The 19,939-nt window shown below is 39.1% G+C and carries 22 protein-coding genes and 5 pseudogenes; 15 read left to right on the top strand and 12 right to left on the bottom strand.

The features are described from left to right. Positions 1 to 112 precede the first annotated feature (112 nt). The 14 genes and pseudogenes from LZ575_RS07685 to LZ575_RS07630 all read left to right on the top strand — a co-directional run bounded on the left by LZ575_RS07685 (position 113) and on the right by LZ575_RS07630 (position 7,843). A complete protein-coding gene (locus LZ575_RS07685) occupies positions 113 to 886 on the top strand; it encodes a 3'-5' exonuclease (protein WP_235330148.1) in 774 nt (257 codons plus the stop codon). Between the two features lie 25 nt (positions 887 to 911). Further along, a pseudogene (locus LZ575_RS07680) lies at positions 912 to 1,527 on the top strand (fumarylacetoacetate hydrolase family protein). After that, positions 1,528 to 1,869, top strand: coding sequence for an Hpt domain-containing protein (locus LZ575_RS07675; protein ID WP_235330147.1), 342 nt, complete (start codon positions 1,528 to 1,530; stop codon positions 1,867 to 1,869). It abuts the pseudogene before it with no gap. Continuing rightward, positions 1,869 to 3,128 (top strand): annotated as a pseudogene (locus LZ575_RS07670) (competence/damage-inducible protein A). The gene LZ575_RS07675 and the pseudogene LZ575_RS07670 overlap by 1 nt, the downstream one beginning before the upstream one ends. Before the next feature lie 152 nt (positions 3,129 to 3,280). Continuing rightward, the gene (rpmB, locus tag LZ575_RS07665) at positions 3,281 to 3,520 is read left to right on the top strand and encodes a 50S ribosomal protein L28 (protein WP_235330146.1); all 240 of its coding nucleotides are present in this window, start codon (positions 3,281 to 3,283) and stop codon (positions 3,518 to 3,520) included. 23 nt (positions 3,521 to 3,543) lie between these two features. After that, positions 3,544 to 3,726, top strand: coding sequence for a 50S ribosomal protein L33 (gene rpmG, locus LZ575_RS07660; protein WP_235330145.1), 183 nt, complete (start codon positions 3,544 to 3,546; stop codon positions 3,724 to 3,726). A 6-nt stretch (positions 3,727 to 3,732) separates the two neighbouring features. After that, positions 3,733 to 3,885 (top strand): DUF4295 domain-containing protein, encoded by a 153-nt coding sequence (locus LZ575_RS07655; protein ID WP_235330144.1) that lies wholly within the window; start codon positions 3,733 to 3,735, stop codon positions 3,883 to 3,885. A gap of 134 nt (positions 3,886 to 4,019) precedes the next feature. Beyond that, positions 4,020 to 4,977 (top strand): annotated as a pseudogene (ftsY, locus tag LZ575_RS07650) (signal recognition particle-docking protein FtsY). A gap of 48 nt (positions 4,978 to 5,025) precedes the next feature. After that, positions 5,026 to 5,304: a hypothetical protein gene (locus LZ575_RS23420; protein WP_311196022.1), complete on the top strand. Its 279-nt coding sequence runs from the start codon at positions 5,026 to 5,028 to the stop codon at positions 5,302 to 5,304. Between the two features lie 35 nt (positions 5,305 to 5,339). Then, the gene (locus LZ575_RS07645; protein WP_311196021.1) at positions 5,340 to 6,482 is read left to right on the top strand and encodes an amidase family protein; all 1,143 of its coding nucleotides are present in this window, start codon (positions 5,340 to 5,342) and stop codon (positions 6,480 to 6,482) included. Positions 6,483 to 6,523: 41 nt separating this feature from the next. After that, positions 6,524 to 6,664 carry a hypothetical protein gene (locus tag LZ575_RS23415; protein WP_311196020.1) on the top strand — a complete coding sequence of 47 codons (141 nt, stop codon included), beginning with the start codon at positions 6,524 to 6,526 and terminating at the stop codon, positions 6,662 to 6,664. A gap of 72 nt (positions 6,665 to 6,736) precedes the next feature. Next, positions 6,737 to 6,949: a hypothetical protein gene (locus tag LZ575_RS07640; protein ID WP_235330143.1), complete on the top strand. Its 213-nt coding sequence runs from the start codon at positions 6,737 to 6,739 to the stop codon at positions 6,947 to 6,949. Positions 6,950 to 6,972: 23 nt separating this feature from the next. Further along, a complete protein-coding gene (locus LZ575_RS07635) occupies positions 6,973 to 7,677 on the top strand; it encodes an aminotransferase class IV (protein ID WP_235330142.1) in 705 nt (234 codons plus the stop codon). Beyond that, a complete protein-coding gene (locus tag LZ575_RS07630; protein WP_235330141.1) occupies positions 7,670 to 7,843 on the top strand; it encodes a hypothetical protein in 174 nt (57 codons plus the stop codon). Before LZ575_RS07635 ends, LZ575_RS07630 begins: the two co-directional genes overlap by 8 nt. A 64-nt stretch (positions 7,844 to 7,907) precedes the next feature. On the opposite strand, the gene LZ575_RS22410 is transcribed toward LZ575_RS07630, so the two are convergent. Genes LZ575_RS22410 through LZ575_RS22400 form a run of 3 tightly spaced genes read right to left on the bottom strand, consistent with a single transcriptional unit; the run spans position 7,908 to position 9,043 of the window. After that, complete coding sequence (locus LZ575_RS22410; RefSeq protein WP_255702955.1) at positions 7,908 to 8,537, bottom strand: P1 family peptidase; 630 nt, start codon at positions 8,535 to 8,537, stop codon at positions 7,908 to 7,910. Next, entirely contained in the window at positions 8,515 to 8,682 is a 168-nt protein-coding gene (locus LZ575_RS22405; protein ID WP_255702860.1) for a P1 family peptidase, read from the bottom strand. Before LZ575_RS22405 ends, LZ575_RS22410 begins: the two co-directional genes overlap by 23 nt. Beyond that, positions 8,639 to 9,043 (bottom strand): P1 family peptidase, encoded by a 405-nt coding sequence (locus LZ575_RS22400; RefSeq protein ID WP_255702859.1) that lies wholly within the window; start codon positions 9,041 to 9,043, stop codon positions 8,639 to 8,641. Before LZ575_RS22400 ends, LZ575_RS22405 begins: the two co-directional genes overlap by 44 nt. A 235-nt stretch (positions 9,044 to 9,278) precedes the next feature. Between LZ575_RS22400 and rimO the strand changes: the two are divergent. Next, positions 9,279 to 10,634 (top strand): annotated as a pseudogene (gene rimO / locus LZ575_RS07620) (30S ribosomal protein S12 methylthiotransferase RimO). Here the strand turns inward: rimO and LZ575_RS07615 are convergent. The 9 genes and pseudogenes from LZ575_RS07615 to tnpA form a co-directional block, all read right to left on the bottom strand. Continuing rightward, positions 10,631 to 11,691 (bottom strand): annotated as a pseudogene (locus LZ575_RS07615) (class I fructose-bisphosphate aldolase). The pseudogenes rimO and LZ575_RS07615 overlap by 4 nt on opposite strands. A gap of 18 nt (positions 11,692 to 11,709) precedes the next feature. Next, positions 11,710 to 13,008 carry an erythromycin esterase family protein gene (locus LZ575_RS07610; protein ID WP_235330140.1) on the bottom strand — a complete coding sequence of 433 codons (1,299 nt, stop codon included), beginning with the start codon at positions 13,006 to 13,008 and terminating at the stop codon, positions 11,710 to 11,712. Beyond that, positions 12,960 to 13,670, bottom strand: coding sequence for a DUF2459 domain-containing protein (locus LZ575_RS07605; RefSeq protein WP_235330139.1), 711 nt, complete (start codon positions 13,668 to 13,670; stop codon positions 12,960 to 12,962). The genes LZ575_RS07610 and LZ575_RS07605 overlap by 49 nt, the downstream gene beginning before the upstream one ends. A 319-nt stretch (positions 13,671 to 13,989) precedes the next feature. After that, on the bottom strand, positions 13,990 to 14,418 hold the full coding sequence (locus tag LZ575_RS07600) for a hypothetical protein (protein WP_235330138.1): 429 nt from the start codon (positions 14,416 to 14,418) through the stop codon (positions 13,990 to 13,992). A gap of 9 nt (positions 14,419 to 14,427) precedes the next feature. Beyond that, the gene (locus tag LZ575_RS07595) at positions 14,428 to 15,396 is read right to left on the bottom strand and encodes a calcium/sodium antiporter (RefSeq protein WP_235330137.1); all 969 of its coding nucleotides are present in this window, start codon (positions 15,394 to 15,396) and stop codon (positions 14,428 to 14,430) included. A gap of 91 nt (positions 15,397 to 15,487) precedes the next feature. Beyond that, positions 15,488 to 15,820 carry a hypothetical protein gene (locus LZ575_RS07590; RefSeq protein WP_235330136.1) on the bottom strand — a complete coding sequence of 111 codons (333 nt, stop codon included), beginning with the start codon at positions 15,818 to 15,820 and terminating at the stop codon, positions 15,488 to 15,490. Further along, positions 15,801 to 16,478 (bottom strand): hypothetical protein, encoded by a 678-nt coding sequence (locus LZ575_RS07585; protein WP_235330135.1) that lies wholly within the window; start codon positions 16,476 to 16,478, stop codon positions 15,801 to 15,803. The genes LZ575_RS07590 and LZ575_RS07585 overlap by 20 nt, the downstream gene beginning before the upstream one ends. Beyond that, entirely contained in the window at positions 16,479 to 19,283 is a 2,805-nt protein-coding gene (locus LZ575_RS07580; protein WP_235330134.1) for a pitrilysin family protein, read from the bottom strand. 82 nt (positions 19,284 to 19,365) lie between these two features. Then, positions 19,366 to 19,788 (bottom strand): IS200/IS605 family transposase, encoded by a 423-nt coding sequence (gene tnpA / locus LZ575_RS07575; RefSeq protein ID WP_235330133.1) that lies wholly within the window; start codon positions 19,786 to 19,788, stop codon positions 19,366 to 19,368. Between the last annotated feature and the right edge of the window lie 151 nt (positions 19,789 to 19,939).

The following is a 19,939-nucleotide window of genomic DNA, read 5'->3' as shown; positions in this document are numbered from 1 at the left end:
GTTTTTTTGTTCCCTTATCCAAAAAAACATTAAAAACACTAAAGCTGAAGGAGTTTCATTTTCGGCCTTCCTGCTATTTTATTCTATCTTTACAAAAATTTAAAAACCGGATATGGAGTTGAAACTTACAAGGCCAATTTGCTTCTTCGATATAGAAGCTACAGGAACCAATCTGGCTAAGGACAGGATCGTAGAAATTGCTATTCTCAAGATTTTTCCAAACGGAAATAAAGAAAGTAAGTCCTGGCTGGTAAATCCTGAAATGAAAATTCCGGCTGAGGTCATCGCAATTCATGGGATCACAAATGAGAAGATCCAAAATGAACCTACTTTTAAAGAACTTGCGCCGCAGATCCACGAGATGATCAAAGGCAGTGATCTGGGAGGGTATAATTCTAACAGGTTTGACATTCCCATGTTAGTGGAGGAGTTACTTAGGGCAGGAATAGATTTTGAAATGAAAACTCACTCTGTAGATGTGCAGTCAATATTTCACAAAATGGAACAGCGCACCCTTTCTGCTGCTTATAAATTTTACTGCGGAAAAGACCTCGAAAATGCACATACTGCTGAAGCTGATACCATGGCAACCTACGAGATCCTTAAATCCCAACTTGAAAGGTATCAGGAACTTGACAATGACATTGCTTCCCTGGCCTCGTTTAGTGCGAGGAAAAAGTGTGCCGATTTCGCCGGATTTATTAGCTACGATAAAAGTGGTGCCGAAATTTTTGCTTTCGGAAAGTATAAAGGAAAAAATGTTGAAAAAGTATTTGATGAAGAACCGGGATATTTTGGTTGGATTCAAAATGCCGATTTTCCGTTGTATACAAAAAAGGTTTTGACGGCAATTAAACTTCGAAAGTTGAACACCAAATTCAAGTAGACCTACTTCTAATCCTCCCGGAGACATGAAAATAATTTGTATAGGAAGAAATTATTCTGAGCATATTTCAGAATTAAATAATGAAAAGCCAACAGACCCGGTAATTTTTCTAAAGCCCGACACAGCTATTTTACTAAAAAAGCAGCCTTTCTTTATTCCCGATTTTTCTAAGGATGTTCATTATGAAGTTGAAGTACTTGTGCGAATAAATAAAGTGGGTAAGTATATTCAGGAAAAATTTGCACATAAGTATTACAATGAAATAGGACTGGGAATAGATTTTACGGCAAGGGACCTTCAGCAAAAATTAAAAGAAAAAGGTTTGCCCTGGGAAAAAGCAAAAGGTTTTGACGGCTCTGCCGTTGTTGGTGAAAAATGGATAGACAAAAATTCCTTAAGCAATTTAAATAATATTAACTTTAGCTTGCGCAAGAATGAGGAGCGGGTGCAGCAGGGGAATACTGCAGAAATGCTGTATAATATAGATGAAATAATTTCTTATGTTTCTCAATTTTTCACCCTAAAAATTGGAGATATAATTTTTACAGGGACTCCAAAAGGAGTTGGTAAGGTGGAAATAAATGACAGGTTAACCTAGCTTCATAGAAAATGAACAGATTTTTTCAATAAATGTAAAATAGATGAGCAAGTATTACGATTTAAAAGACGTCAATGAAATGGCAGGTGGTGATGAGGATTTTATAAAGGTGATAGTGCAGACCTTCCTGGAAGAAATACCGCCAGACGTGCAATCTATGTTGCAGGCAATAGATAACAGCAATCCGTCCTTGGCTTATCAATATGCACATAAAATGAAACCAAACCTTCAGCTTTTTGGTTTAGACTTAATGGAACCCATACTAACGATAGAGGCGTGGTCTAAGGGTACAGAGACAGAGAAGAGCGCAAAGAGTGCAGGAGAGAAAATTGATGCTAAAGTAAATCTGGCTCAACATCAATTGCGAAACGATTTTGGATTATAATGATTGCAGAAGTAATCACAATTGGGGACGAGATTCTCATAGGGCAAATAGCAGATACTAACTCTACAGATATTGCCCGGGAACTGGATAAAATTGGCATCTCGGTAAATCAAATTGTCTCAATTTCTGACGATAAAGATCATATTAAAAAGGCGTTAAAAGAAGCAGCTTCCAGGGCCAAAATTGTAATTATAACCTAGGTGGACTTGGCCCTACTAAAGACGACGTAACCAAGTACACCCTTTCCGAATTTTTTGATGATACCCTTGTAAAGAATGAAGAGGTGCTCAAAAATGTGGAGGAGCTTTTTAAAAAGATTAAAAACACCTCCATTTCCGATCTTAACCGGGAGCAGGCGATGGTGCCTTCAAAAGCTACTGTTTTGCCAAACAAATATGGTACGGCACCCGGCCTTTGGATGCAAAAGGACGAGAATGTCTTTATTGCTCTTCCCGGTGTTCCGTTTGAGATGAAAATGCTCATGGAGCGGGAAGTGATCCCAAAGCTTAAAAAGGAATTTAACCGCCCATTCATATACCATAAAACCATAAGAACTTTTGGATTGGGGGAAAGTGCAGTGGCGCAGAGAATAGAGGAGTGGGAAAACAATCTTCCCGCTGGTATTAAGCTTGCCTACCTGCCAGATTTGGGAAGCGTCCGCCTCAGACTCTCGGGAAAAGGGGAAGATGAAGACAGGCTAAAAACCTCCATAGAGGAGCAAATGACGAAATTATATCCATTAATTGAGGATATAATGTCAGACAATGTTCAGGAAGACGATGACATTACAGTGACAATAAGTAAGCTCCTGATGTCAAAGAAAAAGTTCCTTTCTTCAGCTGAAAGTTGCACGGGAGGCCATCTTGCTGCACAATTCACCACAAATCCCGGTGCTTCTACCTGTTTTAAGGGAGGTATTGTAACGTATGCCACCCATACAAAAGAAGAAATCCTTGGAGTTCCCACAGAGCTTATAGAGAAACACAGCGTTGTGAGTGCAGAGGTTGCTGAGAGTATGGCTAAAAACGCTAAAAAACTTTTTAAGAGTGATTACGCCCTGTCTACCACAGGAAATGCCAAGTCCTAAAAAAGGAGAAAGTGATGCCGAAGTTGGAACAGTTTTTATTGGTATCGCCACTCCAAATGCTGTCTTTTCTAAAAAATTTGTGTTTGGTAATACCCGGGAGCAGGTAGTAAAAAAGGCAGTGGATAAAGCCTTTCAATTAATTTTCCAGGAACTTATAAAGAAAAAATCATAGTTTGCAGCTAGGTTGGAACATTTTGTACTTAAGGAAACAGGAAAAATATCTTCTGTAAAAATCCAAGAAAATTTTTAATATTGTGTTGGCTGTTACTAAAAAAAATCGTTAATTTGCAGCCTGTTTTGAAATAACGAATAAAGTATATAACAATGTCAAGAGTTTGTGAGCTTACGGGTAAAAGAGCAATGGTAGGAAACAATGTTTCTCACGCAATGAATAAAACCAAGCGGAAATTTAATATCAACCTGTTAAAGAAGCGCTTTTACATTCCTGAAGAGGACCGATGGGTGACTTTGAAAGTTTCTACATCTGCATTAAAAAACATCAACAAGAAAGGTATTTCTGCTGTAATTAAAGAAGCAAGAGAAAAAGGATTTTTGAATAAATAATCCCCCTAATAAGACACAGTGATATGGCAAAGAAAGGTAACAGAATACAGGTAATCTTAGAGTGCACAGAGCATAAGCAGTCCGGAAAACCGGGTACTTCAAGATATATAACAACTAAAAATAAAAAGAACACGCCAGATAGAATTGAGTTGAAGAAATTCAACCCGATCCTAAAGAAAATGACGGTTCATAAAGAAATAAAATAATAAGTCATGGCAAAGAAATCAGTAGCAACATTACAAACGGGTTCCAAGAGATTGACCAAAGCCATTAAAATGGTAAAGTCACCTAAAACAGGTGCGTATACATTTGTTGAAGCAATCATGATGCCTGAGCAGGTAAATGACTTTTTGAGCAAAAAATAAATTATTTCAAAATATTGGAAAAGCCGTTCAGAGTCATCTGGACGGCTTTTCCTTTTTGCGTATATTTACGCTTTAAAAAGACTGCCTAAGGGTTCTGTTTTTAAGAAGTTCGTAGGTTAAAACCACCCAAAGAAATGAGTTTATTTAAGAAGATGTTTACCAGGGAGAAAAAGGAGACCCTGGACAAAGGTTTAGAGAAATCCAAATCATCGTTCTTATCCAAGATGAGTAAAGCCGTTGCAGGTAAAACCCGGGTAGATGATGAAGTCCTGGATGATCTGGAGGGAGTTTTAATAAGCAGTGACGTGGGTGTGGCTACTACTATTAAGATTATTAACCGAATCGAGGAGAGAGTAGCAAGGGATAAGTATTTTGGAACAGATGAGCTTAATGGAATCCTGCGGGAGGAAATTCTTAGGTTTACTATCTGAAACTGATACAGGGAACGGAGATGGATTTGACTTTCCTGAAGACATGAAACCATATGTGATCATGGTAGTGGGAGTAAATGGAGTGGGCAAAACTACCACCATTGGTAAACTTGCACATCAGTTCAAACAAGACGGCCGAAAGGTATTATTGGGTGCAGCGGACACGTTTAGAGCTGCGGCCATTGATCAGCTACAAATTTGGGCAGACAGGACGCAGGTGCCAATCGTGAAACAGCAAATGGGAAGCGATCCGGCTTCTGTTGCTTTTGATGCCGTACAAAGCGCAGTTAAACAAAATTCAGATGTGGTTATTATAGATACGGCAGGAAGGCTTCACAATAAAGTTAACCTAATGAACGAGTTAACAAAGGTGAAGCGTGTAATGCAAAAAGTAATTCCAGGTGCTCCTCACGAAGTTCTTCTTGTTCTGGACGGTTCTACTAGCCAAAATGCTTTTGAACAGGCCAAGCAATTTACAGCTGCGACTGAGGTTACTTCTTTGGCTGTAACAAAGCTTGATGGTACTGCAAAAGGAGGAGTGGTAATAGGTATTAGTGATCAATTTAAGATTCCCGTAAAGTATATTGGCGTGGGAGAAGGGGTTGAAGATCTGCAGGTATTCAATAAATTTGAATTTGTAGATTCATTCTTCAAAAAGTAAAATATTCTTCCGTTCTATTTCCAGGGGTTTTATATGAATTTAAGTTTTATGAAAAGATTTTATTTTCTATTAATATTAGTATTCTTTTTTACTGGCTGTAAAAAGGATTCGGAAGAGAACAAAGTTGAAACTGCTGCTAATGATACTATTGCAGCTACCGGGGAAAGAGACTATAAGGTTCTTGACTCAAAATATATTGTCAAAGATTCTCTATGGGCTCCACTTGAGGAGGAAATGGCAAGTTTGTCTAACAGTAAATATGATATGCTTCGTCCTTTAATATTAGACAAAACCATTCCCGAATTGCAAACTTCGATTAAAACCTAGGTGACTTCACTTATGAGGAACTGGTGCTTTTTTATTTGCATAGGATAAAGAAATTCGACAGAAATAACGCTCGTAGTCTAAATTCAGTTATTGCACTTAATCCCGATGTTATTAAAGAAGCAAAGGAGAAAGATTCTGCTTTTCAGGCAGGACAAAGGAACCATCCTATTTTTGGTATTCCGGTTCTTCTGAAGGATAATATAAATACTGAAAATATGCCTACTACTGCAGGTGCGGTAGCTTTGCAGAAAAATAATACGGACGATGCATACATCGTAGAGCGTCTGAAGGAAAACGGAGCTATAATTCTTGGTAAGGCAAATTTGAGTGAATGGGCATATTTCTTTTGTGGAGAATGTCCAAGTGGTTACTCGGCAGTTGGGGGACAAACTCTTAACCCTTACGGAAGAAAAATTCTCGATACCGGGGGCTCCAGTAGTGGGAGTGCTGTGGCTATTGCAGCTAATTTTGCTCCGGTTGCGGTAGGATCAGAAACTTCAGGGTCTATTTTATCACCTGCGAGTCAAAATTCTCTTGTTGGATTAAAGCCTACAATTGGAGTTTTAAGCCGGGGAGGAATAGTACCAATTTCGAGTACGCTGGATACGCCGGGGCCTATTACCAAAAACGTCATAGATAATGCAATTCTTTTTTCTGCAATGACAGGAAAGGATCCGCAGGATCCTGCTTCAGCAAAAAGTGGAAGAGTCAACGAGGATTATTATTCCTCCATATCGAAAAAGAATCTTGAGGGAGTTAGATTTGGCGCTTTAAAGCCACTGATGGAAGATTCCTTATATATAGCTGCTGTTAATGATCTTAGGGAGGCAGGTGCAGAAGTAATTGAATTCGAACCTGAAAAGGTGGAGCTTCCAAATTTTCTTAGGCTTCTCAATCTTGATATGAAGAAGGATTTACCTGAATATTTTGAAAAATATGGCGGCAGCGGTGAATTTCGAGGTGTAGAGGATGTAATAGCATATAATTCTACCGACTCTTTAAATCGTTCCCCTTACGGACAGGCCTTATTTGAAGGTATAGTAAAAGACTCATCAACTGATAAGGAGTTTGCTGCTATTAAAGATACCTTGAAACGAAACGGAAGACGTTTTTTTGATGTGCCTATGAAAAAGCACAATCTTAAAGGTATTTTATCAATCAATAATTACCATGCTTAGGTTTTGCCGCTGTAGCGCAATATCCCGCTATTACAGTGCCAATGGGTTATGGTGAAAATAATGCTCCTAAAGGTCTTACCATTATTGGGAAGCCTTTTAGTGAAGAAGACCTTTACTCCTGGGCCTTTAATTACGAGAAAGTCAGCAACAGGAGAATTTCACCCGAAGATTACAACGAATAGTAGATGCAGGACCGGAACTTTAAAGCACTCATAAGTAAGATAATTTTATTTTACAGCTTCTTTTACGTAGTTATGAAGTTAATAGCAATCCTGTTTCAGGGTGCGTGGCCAATTCCTAATTTAATTCTTGCGATCCCATATATTATTTTCGCAGCAATTGGTTGGAGAATGCTTAAAACCAGTCAATATTCGTGGGTCTACGTTATCGCAGGAATAATTGTGATTAGTGTTGTGAGATATTACGAAATGCAGTGGCAGGTGCAACTTCATCAATATTTTAATTAACAGGATCTTAAATCCTACACGAGATGAGGGAAGCAAAAAGTTATCCGCAAGAAGTTTATTTCAACGGAAAATGGATGAAGCCTGGTGAGGCTTATATTTCCGTGTTCGACAGAGGTTTTATGTTTGGTGATGGCATTTATGAAGTTACCCCTTTTTATGGCGGTAAACCATTTAAGCTGAAGGAACATCTTAAACGACTTCAATACTGCCTTGACCAGGTGCAAATAAAGTTTGAAGCTTTTTCACTTGAAGCACTTATGGCTGAAGCTGTTTCCCGTGCGGGTTTGGCTGAGGCTGATGCAGCTGTTTACATCCAAGTTACACGCGGAGTTGCCCCCAGGAGCCATTTTTTTCCGGAGAATATTGAACCAACAGTTCTGCTTTACGCATATAAAATAAACTTGAGAGGTTTTGAAACCAATCCCTTAAATGTTCTTGCTTCTGAAGATAAACGTTGGCACCGTTGTGATATAAAAGCCACTGCCTTAATGGGTAATATCCTTGCCAATGAAGAAGCCATTGCTAATAATTTTGATGAAAACATCATGGTGCGTAATGGCTATTTTTCCGAAGGCTCCCATACCAATATCTTCTTCGTAAAAAATGCCACGGTTTATACCCATCCTGAAGGTCCGCACATCCTCTCCGGAATCACCAGGCAGGTAGTTATAGATCTCTGCACCCAATTAAGGATAAAATTTAAACTTGGAAGCTGTTCATTTGGATGAGCTGGTAGAAGTGGATGAAATTTTTCTTACGGGTACAACAACTCAAATTGCTTCTGTAGCAACTGTAAGCAACAGGGAGAAAGAGATTTTTAAAACGGGGGAAAATAAGGTGACCTATAGGCTTCAGCAGGAATTTATAAGATTAACGCGGGATGTGCTTAGCTGAAACCCATATAATATGGATTTAACGAAAACATTTTACACTTTACACTTCCTCTTTATGTTTTTACTTAATCCGGAATCGCATTATATTTTTTCAGAATTTCCATCACCTCTTTTTTTGGAAGAGCTTCAATAGTTCTGTTTTTATATCCTGTCATTGTTTCTGCCATAAATAAGGAGTTGAGGATTGCTTCTTCAGTGGCTTCAATAGCAGCCATAAATACGGGGGACATGAGATCATTGGGAACAATCTCCTGTGAAAGCAGGTTATTTTCAGTTTGATAAGGAATTCTTACCCCTTCCGCAGTAGAAAAAGCTATTACGTAATCTCCGCTACCGTTTGAAACAATTCCTCCCGTTTTTGCTACTCCTAAAAAAGCTCTCTTTGCCAGGCGTTCGAGGTTTCGGCTGTCCAATGGAGCATCAGTAGCAACAACGATCATACAGGAACCGTCTACATTATTCAGAAGTTTATCACTAAAACTGAAATTTCCCAGTTCCTTTCCAACTAGTACTCCGGCAACTTGTAATACTCCGCCAAAATTTGTTTGTACCAGCACCCCAACAGTATATCCGCCCAGGCCGGGTGGAAGCACACGTGAAGAAGTGCCAATTCCGCCTTTATATCCAAAGACAATAGTACCAGTGCCCGCACCTACATTGCCTTCATTAGTGTTACTTTCCGTTGCATTTTCTATTGCAGAAATAACATCTGAAATCTGTACTTAGCTGACTGCGAATGTCATTTAAATATCCGTCGTTGGTTTCTCCTACCACAGCATTGACAGAACGAATCTCTTCATTTCCTTCCTGATTCAAGGTATACTGAATCACCGCATCCATTGCAGTAGGAACATTCAGCGTGTTTGTGAGAATCACTAAGCGTTTCCAGGTTTCCGAGTTCAGCTACCTGAGTGCTTCCGGCTAATTTTCCGAAGCCATTTCCAACATAAACAGCGGCAGGCACTTTCTGCTGAAAAATTTTTCCGCTGTGAGGAAGAATAGCAGTAACGCCTGTTCTTACAGAGTCCCCTTTAGAAAGAGTAACATGACCAACTTTAACGCCGGAAACATCGGTAATGCCATTTAATTTCCCTGTAGGAATAACTCCTATTTCAATACCTAATTCCCGCACTCGTTGTTGAGAAAAGCTGTAACTATAAAAGAGAAGGAGCAAAAAGCAAAGGCTGTAACTAATTTTCATAGGAAGTTTTGATAATAAAATGAAATTTAGAAATTTTATTACGACTATTCTACCCATAAGATACTTAAGTTGTTGAATGCCCAATGTTCAAATATTACATTGTATCTTTGCACCCGTTTTGACATAGATCTCATAAGGTAATAGACCTCACAGGTTTTTAAAACCTGTGAGGTCTGGAAAATCCGTTAGGTCTGGAAAACTAGAGTGAGGTCTGGAAAAGAAGAAATAGAATAGTATGAGAACAAAATCAATAAAGAAGAACAGGATCAACGTAGTCACTCTTGGTTGCAGCAAGAATGTGTATGACAGTGAAGTTTTGATGGGGCAGTTACGCGCTAACAAGAAGGATGTGGTACACGAGCAGGAGGGGAATGTTGTGGTGATTAACACCTGTGGCTTTATTGATAATGCAAAGGAGGAATCTGTAAATACTATTCTTGAATATGTTCAGAAAAAACAGGAGGGAGAGGTCGATAAAGTTTTTGTCACTTAGAGTTGCCTGAGTGAGAGATATAAACCGGACCTGCTGAAGGAAATTCCTGATGTTGATCAATATTTTGGAACTACAGAGCTACCTGCATTGCTTAAGGCCCTTGAAGCCGATTACAAGCATGAGCTGGTAGGGGAGAGACTTACAACTACCCCTCAAAATTATGCTTATTTAAAAATTGCTGAAGGTTGTGACAGACCCTGTTCATTTTGTGCCATTCCTTTAATGCGCGGGAAACACAGGTCTACACCTATTGAGGATCTTGTAACAGAAGCAAAAAAACTGGCAGCAAACGGAGTAAAGGAACTAATTCTTATTGCCCAGGATCTTACTTATTATGGTCTTGATCTTTATAAAAAGAGGAATCTGGCAGAATTACTTGAAAACCTGGTGAAGGTGGAAGGAATTGAGTGGATAAGATTGCATTATGCTTTCCCTACAGGTTTTCCAATGGATGTGCTGGAGGTAATGAAGCGGGAGCCAAAAGTTTGTAACTATATAGATATTCCGCTGCAGCATATTTCTGATGATCTTTTGAAGTCAATGCGCCGCGGGACTACTCACAATAAAACAACAAATCTGCTGAAAGACTTCAGAAGGTTTGTTCCGGAAATGACTATTAGAACTACCCTTATTGTAGGATATCCCGGAGAGACTGAAGAGCATTTTCAGGAACTGAAGGAGTGGGTGAAGGAGATGCGTTTCGAAAGATTAGGCTGTTTCACCTATTCTCATGAAGAAAATACACACGCTTACAACCTGGAGGATAACGTTCCGCAGGAAGTAAAACAGGCTCGTGCGAATGAGATCATGGAAATACAGTCTCAAATTTCCTGGGAGTTGAATCAGCAAAAAATCGGGAAATCGTATAAGGTTGTAATTGACCGAAAAGAAGGGAATTACTACATTGGGCGCACAGAATTTGATTCACCCGATGTTGATAATGAAGTACTTATTGACGCTACTTCAACTTATCTTAAAACGGGAGATTTTTACGAAGTCAAAATTACTGATGCTGCTGATTTTGATCTTTATGGAACACCAGTAAATGTCAACGTTGAAAAGCTAGCTCGAAAGCATATCCAGGTTAGAACCGTTTAAGCAATCGTGATCTCCGGTTCCAGGTACACCTGCTGAACCCTTTGTAAGATCTCTATACCTTCTTTTAGTGGTCGCTGGAATGCTTTTCGCCCCATTATGAGACCGCTACCACTTAAGCACGTTTATTAATAACTGCTGTTCTAACAGCTTCTTTAATATCAGATTCTCCTTTAGAACCTCCACCGGAATTGATGAGGCCTATTTTTCCCATATAGCAATTAGCTACCTGGTAACGGCACAAATCTATAGGATGATCTGTAGTGAGGTTTTCATACATCTGCTCATCGTATTTTGCAAAGTCTATCTTCTTAAATCCGAAATTAGTATCGGGTAATTTTTGCTTAATGATATCGGCTTTAATAGTTACTCCTATATGATTTGCCTGCCCGGTAAGATCGGCTGCAGTGTGAAAATCTCCTTCTTCAGTTTTAAATCCGCTATTACGCGTGTAACACCAGAGAATTGTAGCCATTCCCAATTGATGAGCTTCTTCAAAAGCCGCAGCTACTTCCTGAATTTGCCGGGTGCTTTCTTCACTTCCAAAGTATATTGTTGCGCCTATTGCTGTTGCTCCCATATCCCAGGCTTCCTTAACACTACCAAAAGGGATTTGATCGTACTTGTTTGGATATGTGAGCAATTCGTTATGATTTATCTTGACTACGAAAGGAATTTTATGAGCATAACGTCTTGCATGTAGTGCCAGTGCTCCAAAAGTAGTAGCGACTCCATTACATCCTGCTTCTATGCCGAGCTTTATAATATTTTCAGGATCAAAATAGTCCTGATTCTTATAAAATGAAAACGCTGCAGAATGTTCTATTCCCTGATCTATGGGAAGAATATTCAGATATCCTGATCCACCAAGATTGCCGTGATTGTATAGGGAAGCAAGACTTTTTATCACCTGCGGATTCCTGTCGCTGTCCAGAAAATTATCAATAGTGTGCGGGCCGGGAATAGTTAAGCGTTCTTTCGAAATTTTGCTGCTCTCGTGTTCAAGGTAATATGAAGCGTCTTCTCCCAGTGCCTGGTGTATTTCATCTATAGTTGTCATAGGTAAATTTTTTAGTTTTTATATCCCAAAGGGAAAGGTTTCCGGTGTAAGATTACCATCAGGTGTTATTCTTAGAGGATGCAGTGCCTTTGTTTCATCAATGAATAGGAATGCATCATATCTTTCTGCAAGTTTGGTAGGTACATAATTTCCCCATTCTCTTTCAGGATGATAAACAACACCAATAGCTCTATGACCCATCCTCCTTTCAAAAGCCTCCCCCAGGTCCTTGTTATCTTTCAAAATTAATAGCTTATTGCCTTGTTGCTCGTTATGTAATTTTTCCTCTATACTGCCTCTTGTTCCCTGAGGTACTCTCATATTTTTCATGGGCGCTCCCCAATGAGTCCCCGCAATAACAGATCCTGAATAGGAACCAAATCCCGCTAAATAAACTCCCTGGCTCCCGTGCTGTTCTCTTACCAATTGCCCCACATTTACCAATCCATCATCGGCCATATCAGTTGCCCTGGCGTCACCTATGTGAGTATTGTGTTCCCAAACAATTACTTTAGATTGTGGGCCGTGATATTTAGTGAGGGTATTAAGGGTTTCGACCATGTGCCTGTCACGAACATTCCAGGAATCTTCTCCAAAGCCTGCCATTGCTTTATAATATTTTTCGGCATTTGCCAGTACAAGGCTGTTAATTTCAGCATTAAGATCTGCTTCTTTTTCGCTGTTATATTTGTGAGCGTTTTGCCTTACTTCCTTTAACAGTTTAATGACTTCCTCTTTACATCCCGGTTTAGAAGAAGAAAAAACAGAGGAGTAAGAATCTCCTTCTTTATATGGTTCAAAACACATATAAGCATCCCTAGCGTGTTTGGCTGTTTCAGGATCTTCCTTTTCAAGATAATCTACAATTAGATCTATTGATTCCCATAAGCTGTAAACGTCGAGGCCATAAAAGCCTATTTTTTCCTTCTCGGCTATTTGGGAATTATAATTTCTGAGCCAGGTAGCAAAAGCAGCAATTTCCCAATTCGCCCACATCCAGGTAGGCCAGCGGCGAAATTCGCTCAATACATCTTTGATCTCGCGCCGATCATCAGGTTCTTTGATCCATTTATTGATCTTATAGCAATCGGGCCAGTCTCCTTCAACCGCAATAAATGAAAATCCTTTTTCCTGAATTAACCTTTTTGAGATTTGTGCCGTCCAGGTGTAGTATTCGTGGGTACCATGGCTGGCTTCTCCTAAGAGTACATATCTTGAGCCTCCAATGCTTTCCAGCAGCGGATCTAAATCGGAATTTGTTTCAAATTTCAGGTAATGTTCAGAAATATCTTTGTTCTTTTTTCCGGAAGAAAACATAACAACTGGATTTTATTATCTCTTGAAGTTAAAAAGAATAACGCAGAGTCGTCCCGGAGTGGATTATAAAATAAACCTAAAATTGAAAGAATGATCTGGTCTACAGCTGATCCTGGTATTTTTTTCATTTTTAATCCAATTAAATTCAAGTTCACAGCTGCAGCAGGCTCTTCATTTCTATCTTTGGGATATCTGAGAAAAATCCCTTCTACAAATGGAGTCCAAAGGGAGGCCTTAAGATCTGAATTTTTAAGTCCGCTGTTGACCCAGGTATTGCAGGTTTTGAAGAGGTTGAGTGAACCACGAGCATGGTAAAATACGTCGTCACGGGTATAGTGAAGATCCTTCACAGGTTGCGTATTTCCGGAGGTAGCAAACTTAAAACTGTTTTTGATGTAAGAGGATAACATTTCATACTGCGATTGGGTTACGGCAATGGCTCTGGAATCCCCTCCAAAGGAGTAAGTAGTAAGGAATCTCACATGTATAGCAGCAGGTGTTTTCAGAAATAGAGATTTAAATGCTGTTTTTAATTTCAGATCCTTCCATTCCGGTGTATTGCGGTAAAACTCCAGATCTCCCCATCCAAAACTCACATATTTTACTTCTTCAGGAGGAGATAGACTATGGTGGGGTTTGACAATTTTCGTCCAATCTTTCACCTCATTTTTTAAGCAGGACGATGTCTGTGTGCATTCCATTGGAGACGAGATAAATAGTTGCAAAATGTTCGGAAGTGTCAGGAGCTGAGTTAACTGGAATAGCGGCTCCAATTAAGACGAATACGAGGTAAATTAGTGGCGGAAAAAATATAAGTGCCAGAAGAATTTTCAGAAATACCCGTATTGCTTTCACAAAAAGAAGATAGATTATTTAGCTGAATTTTGAAAGATTTCCTGTCGGTGTGAAAGCAATAGCCGAATCTAAAGCACATAAAATCTGGAAGAGCAAGAAAATTTTTGAAGCAGTTAAACCGAAAACTTATTTAATTGTAGTAAGACGTTCAAATTCAAGTTCCCCATTTCTATTTACCCTGTAGGTATAGATTGCTTTTCCCATTACGTGACCGTCTTCGTAAGACGCAATTAAAAGATCATCATTTATAAAATCTACAGCAGTAAATCTCATAGTTCCACCCAGAACAGCATCTTTAGGAATTAAAGAAGGTTTACCCTGAAGGTTCTCCAGAATGTGTTCTTCGGGATTGGTAATACTGTCAAAGTAAGGTGGATAGTTGCGTGTAACGTATGCCCGCTTCATTACATGGTCGCTAAGGGTATCATTCGCCCGCTTCAGTTCCTCAATTTCATTTTCTAGAGAATCAATAGTTTGTGCAGCTTCAGTTTCTTCAGAAGATCTTCCGCAGGAAAAAAGGAAAACTAATCCCAGTATGAAAAGTACTTGTTTCATATTCAAATTTTATAATTCCTGCATCACAAGATAGGTGGTGTAGGCGAGATAAAATACAAGTAAAATAGCAGCTTCCCATCTATCCAGTTTTTTCCTGCCACCCATGAACATTGCCAGAAATAAAAAAATTGTTCCTCCTGCCAAAATATAAATGTCAGTATTAAATCCTTCAGAAAAACCTATAGGAGCTAAAATTGAGGAGGCTCCCAGGATTAAAAAGATGTTGAAAATGTTCGAGCCGATTATATTTCCCACTGCAATATCAGCATTCTTTTTCAGGGCCGCCACTACAGAAGTTGCGAGCTCGGGAAGAGATGTCCCGGCAGCCACAACAGTAAGTCCGATAATTTTTTGACTTATCCCTAGTGATTCTGCTATCTGAGTGGCGTTATTCACCACAAGGTGTCCTCCTAAAACCAAACCTGCCAGGCCTCCTACTATGAAAAGTGCCATTTTAGTATTTGTAAGTGCAGTAAGTGGTATGAGTTCTTCTGTTTCAGAAGGATCGCTCTTCAGCTGCTTGTAAACGTAAAATAGGAACAGTGCGAAGAATATTAGCAGAATAAAACCATCCATCATATTTAGACGGGAACCATCCCTACCAAACAACAAACTGTCATTTACCAAAACATACAAAACTATAATGGCCAGAAATGAGATAGGAATTTCTTTCCACGCGGTGCTGGATTGTACGGCAAGCGGAGTAATAAGACCAGTAATACCCAGGATTATGAAAAGGTTGAAATTATTGCTTCCCAGAACATTCCCAAATACAATATCCTCGTGCCCCTGTACTGCAGCGAAAGTATTTACCACCAGTTCTGGAGCTGAGGTTCCAAAAGCTACAACGGTAAGACCTATTGCAAGATTGGAAATATTGAATTTCTTGGCGAGAGCAGAAGCTCCCTCTACCATAAAATTTGCGCCTAAAATGAGAATAGCAAGGCCTGCGATAAGTAATACTGAAGGTAATAGCATTATATAAATTTTGATTGCGAAATTAATTTAAAAAACATAGCAATTTTAAGTTATCAAAGAATTCTTGTTTGTTCCTGTTTTTAAATAGATTTTAAATGCCTTTAATTGGTTGACTAAGCTTCTGCATATCACAAATTAATTGCTTCCTTGTGTAACTATCTATGCTGAAACGACTTCCTGTTGTTTTTTGTAGTTCTATAAATTGGTCAAGGCACACATATACCCGGGCGAGCGCCAGGGAACAAATCTTTAGGAACTTCTGAACATTTTTTTCAGCATAATCTGTTTCGTAGGCAAGGCTAAAGCATCTTTGGAATCTCTCACTGAAGGTTTGTCGCAGCTCCCTTACATCTGTACAACCAGTTGCAGCAGTATTTATTCCACTTTGATGATCTTCCCATACATCAAATATATCGTTGCCCAACTGCATTAATCCTCCTAATTCGTAGAGAAAACTTTTGCTCCTTTTTTTCCAGCGGATGATTGAGACACAATCTGTAATACAGAAATGAATTTCCACCTTTTAAATAAGTGATTTCTTCGATTTTTTTTGCTTCTAGTTTTATTTCCTGTTGTTTAAGACTGTGCTTTTGGGATTGGAAAACTTTGAATGCCTGATGTTTAATTTGTTCAGGAACAAAGGAGTAGTGAAGGCCTGATTCGTAAAGGTGTTGAAGTAATTTTTCGTAATCGTTAGCAGGTATTAAAGCTTCCGGTTTCAGAATGAAATTTTCTAAATGTTCCACTTCTTTTTCAGGATCGTCAAAAAGATCGTCTAAAAGTCCTGAGATTCCTCCCAGGAAAGTCATACACAAACGTTCCTGAGGAAGCATTTTCTTTCCCCGGAGCACACAAAGGGATTCGCCGAGGACAGCGGGTACGCCTAAGGAATAGTAGGATAAAACTTTTTTAATGTCCAGTTGTTCCAAGCTCCCGTCACTATTTATTCTATAGGGCAAGAGCTCCTTTTCAAGGTGAGTTTTTACAAAGCGTTTTTGCTTTAGTAGCTTTTGAAACAAAAAGAAATAAACGGGAGGCAGGGATAACAAATTTGTTATATATCTCCCGCTTTTACTATTCATTTAAAAGAACCTAGGTTTGCCTAATCCTAATTCTTCTAATTTGTCCAACTGGGTTGCGGCATCACCAACAATTAGGAAGTACATTTCATCCGGGTTTATATATTCCTGCGCCAACTGTTTTACATCTTCAACCGTTAATTCTTTCACTTTTTCTTCCCTTTGCTTTATGAAATCGTAGTCGAGATCATAATTGCTAATGTCACTCAACATGTCCAGTTTTGAGTTGAGAGTTTCAAACTTGCGGGCATTACTTTTAATCATAAAGCTCTTTGTAACTTCCAGATCTTCAGGATTAAAATTTTCCGGATATTGCTCCATGATTTCTTTTATCAACTTAACTGCATCATAAGTAATATTAGTCCTTACACCACTGGTGACGGCGAAAGGGCCAATAACTTTACCGCCATTAAAGCCGGAACGGATTCCGTAGGTGTATCCTTTTCCTTCTCTAAGTTCCTGTGTCAATTGTGAGGCAAATCCTCCTCCGCCAAGTCTATAATTCATTACTTCAGCAGAATAATAATTTTCATCTGTTGCTGCAATGGCAGGAGCGCCTATTCGAATAATTGATTGCTTTGCCCCCGGAACATTATAAAAATAAATTTGTGCAGTTTGCGGAGTCTTTGGGGTTAGAAGGTCGGGCAGCTTTACATTTTTGCCGGGCCACGCAGCCGATATTGGTTTTAAAGCATTACTCGTTTTTTTCAGATCAATATCTCCCACTGCAAGAAAGGTAGCACGTCTAGGGGACAAATTATTGTTGTAATAATTCTGAAGATCTTTAATAGTTATTTTTTCTACAGATTCCCGGGTGCCGAGATTGTTGTTCGACAGGATGTGGTGATCTCCATAGATCAATTTTCTGAATTCGATATCGGCAATACTATTGGGATTGGCCTGTTGTTGTTGGATCCTGCTGAGTACCTGCTTTTTCGCAAGTTCAAATTCTTCCTCATCCCAACGTGGCTCCAGAAGAATTTCTCTTACCAGATCCATTGTTTTATCAAAGTTCCTGGCGAGACTGCTTCCGCTTAGAACAATTTTTTCATCCCCTGCAATTACTCTTATGCTGGAACCTAAAAGCTCAATAGCTTCCTCAAGTTCTTCCGGAGTTTTGTTTTTAGTTCCTTTTGTCAATAAGTTTGCAAGCAGATTGGAAACTCCCACTTTTTCAGGATTCTCAAGCAATAATCCTCCTTCCATTTCAAGACTGAATTGTACAAGCGGAACTTCATTTGTGGTAATTCCATAAATCTTTAAACCCGATGGCATAGTTGTCTCCCAAACATCAGGAGTTGGAACTTCGGGAGTTCCCCAGTAGGGCGGCTCTGTGCTACGGTCAAAACTCGAAGGAGTTTTTTCGTAAGATACTTCCTGGTCGGGATTTATCTCGTCCTCAGCTCCTTCTATAATCTGTTCCTCTACAACTTCAGCTTCTTTTGAGTTCTCGAGGGCAAGTTCTACCTGTCCTTTAGGAACAAAGCTTGTGGCTACAAAAGGTTTTCCTTTGATATATTTTTCATAAACCCGCTTTACATCTGCCTGTGAGACATTGAGGATCTTCTCGACATTCCTGTTGATCTCATTAGGATCTCCGGCAAATATCTGGTACTGTGCCAGCTGAAATCCTTTGCCAAGCACACTGGAAATGCTGTTATAGAAATCTGTTTCCTGTCCGGCTTTAATACGTTTTAGATCTTTTTCGGGAATTCCGATTTTTTCAAATTGCTTAAAAGTTTCCTCTATTGCTGCCTGCACAGCATCAAGATCTGTCTGGTCATAAGCCCGGACTTCCACCATCAATTGTCCGGCAAGTTCAGAGGTGTAGTTGTACATTTGTACATTATCGGTAAGCTTTTTACTCTCAACTAAATTTTTGTACAGAGGAGCATTTTTACCATCAGAAAGGTATTTTGCCAGCACTTCTAAAGCATAAGAATCTTCGTGGTAAGAATAAACCGAAGGCCAGGCCATTGTAAGTTCGGGCAAGTTTGCAAAATTATCTTCGTAATAAAGCTTTTTCGTCTCCTTTAAGTTTGCAGGTTGTTTTTCTCTCCTGGAAATTTCCGGACCTGCAGGAATTTCATCAAAGTATTTGTGTACCCAGTCTTTCGCCTGTTGCTTATCAAAGTCACCCGCAATTGTTAGCACAACATTATTAGGAACATACCATTTGTTGAAGAACTCTTTTACATCCTGAAGAGTCGCATTCTGAAGATCCTCCAAAGAACCAATTACCTGCCAGCTATAAGGATGTCCTTCCGGATAAAGATTTTTATCAATAACATACTGGGTATGTCCGTAGGGCCTGTTATCTACACCCTGTCTTTTTTCGTTTTTTACCACCTGCTTTTCTTTTGCCAAAACAGGCTCTGTCACTGTGTTTATAAAGTATCCCAGTTTATCTGCCTCTGCCCATATCATTTTTTCAAGCGCATCTTTGGGTACAGTCTGAAAATAATTTGTTCTGTCCCTGCTTGTTGAACCATTAGCTCCGGACCCACCAATCCGAGCACTTAACTTATCCAAACCTCCTTTTCCTAAATTTTCAGATTCCAGGAACAGTAGGTGTTCAAATAAGTGAGCAAAACCTGTACGGCCTTCAATTTCCCTGGCAGATCCCACGTGGCTGGTGAGAGCTACCACCACCACAGGATCAGATCTATCTACGTGAAAAATAACCCTCAGGCCATTTTTAAGGGTGAAGGTTTCAAAATCTATATTTACATCCTTTACTGCTTCCTGTGCTGATATTTGCAGGGATGTAAGGAGGAGCAGTATTACTGCAGATATTTTATTTCTCATATTTTCTTTTCTTTTTTTATCCATCGGCTGAAGCCGATGGCAATATTTTTTGAGCTGAAGCTCAATATTTTCTCTACTTCAGTTATTGTTCCTGATTTTTGAACAAATTTTCTACTTCTTCTGAAAGATTTTTCTTTTGATGATGTTCTTCCTGATTTTTAATGTAGTTTCTTAACTGTTCAAGATTTCTTTCGCTAACTCCTGCTGCCCAATAGTCATCCTGCCATAAGAATTTCTTTTTTGTCAGTTGATTTTTATTAATCCAGAACGATGATTCTCCTTTTAAGAGCTGCGCGACTTTGCTAATTGTCTGCTCACGACCTAAGGAGAATAAGATATGTACATGATCCTCATAACCATTTACAGCATCGATCCAGATCTCCTTTTCTCTTCCATTGGCTTTTATGTGCTCAAAAATCTGTTTTCTTAATTCAGCTGAATTAAAATAAGGATATCTATATTTTGTTGCAAAAACTAAATGCACCCAAACTCTTACATAGCTCATTATTACCCTTTTTTCCGTCGGTTTAAACCGACGGCCAATTCGGTTTAATGCTTAGCCTATTCTCTATTGATCTCTCAAAAAAATAAATTTTACCTCATTTTCTTCATCAGATATTATCGCTTTCAGCTTATTATCCTCTCTTGAATATATT

This window comes from Antarcticibacterium sp. 1MA-6-2 (genome assembly GCF_021535135.1).
GTDB lineage: Bacteria > Bacteroidota > Bacteroidia > Flavobacteriales > Flavobacteriaceae > Gillisia.
The sequence above is the reverse complement of the archived record's forward strand: the minus strand, read 5'-3'. Positions and strand labels throughout refer to the sequence as shown.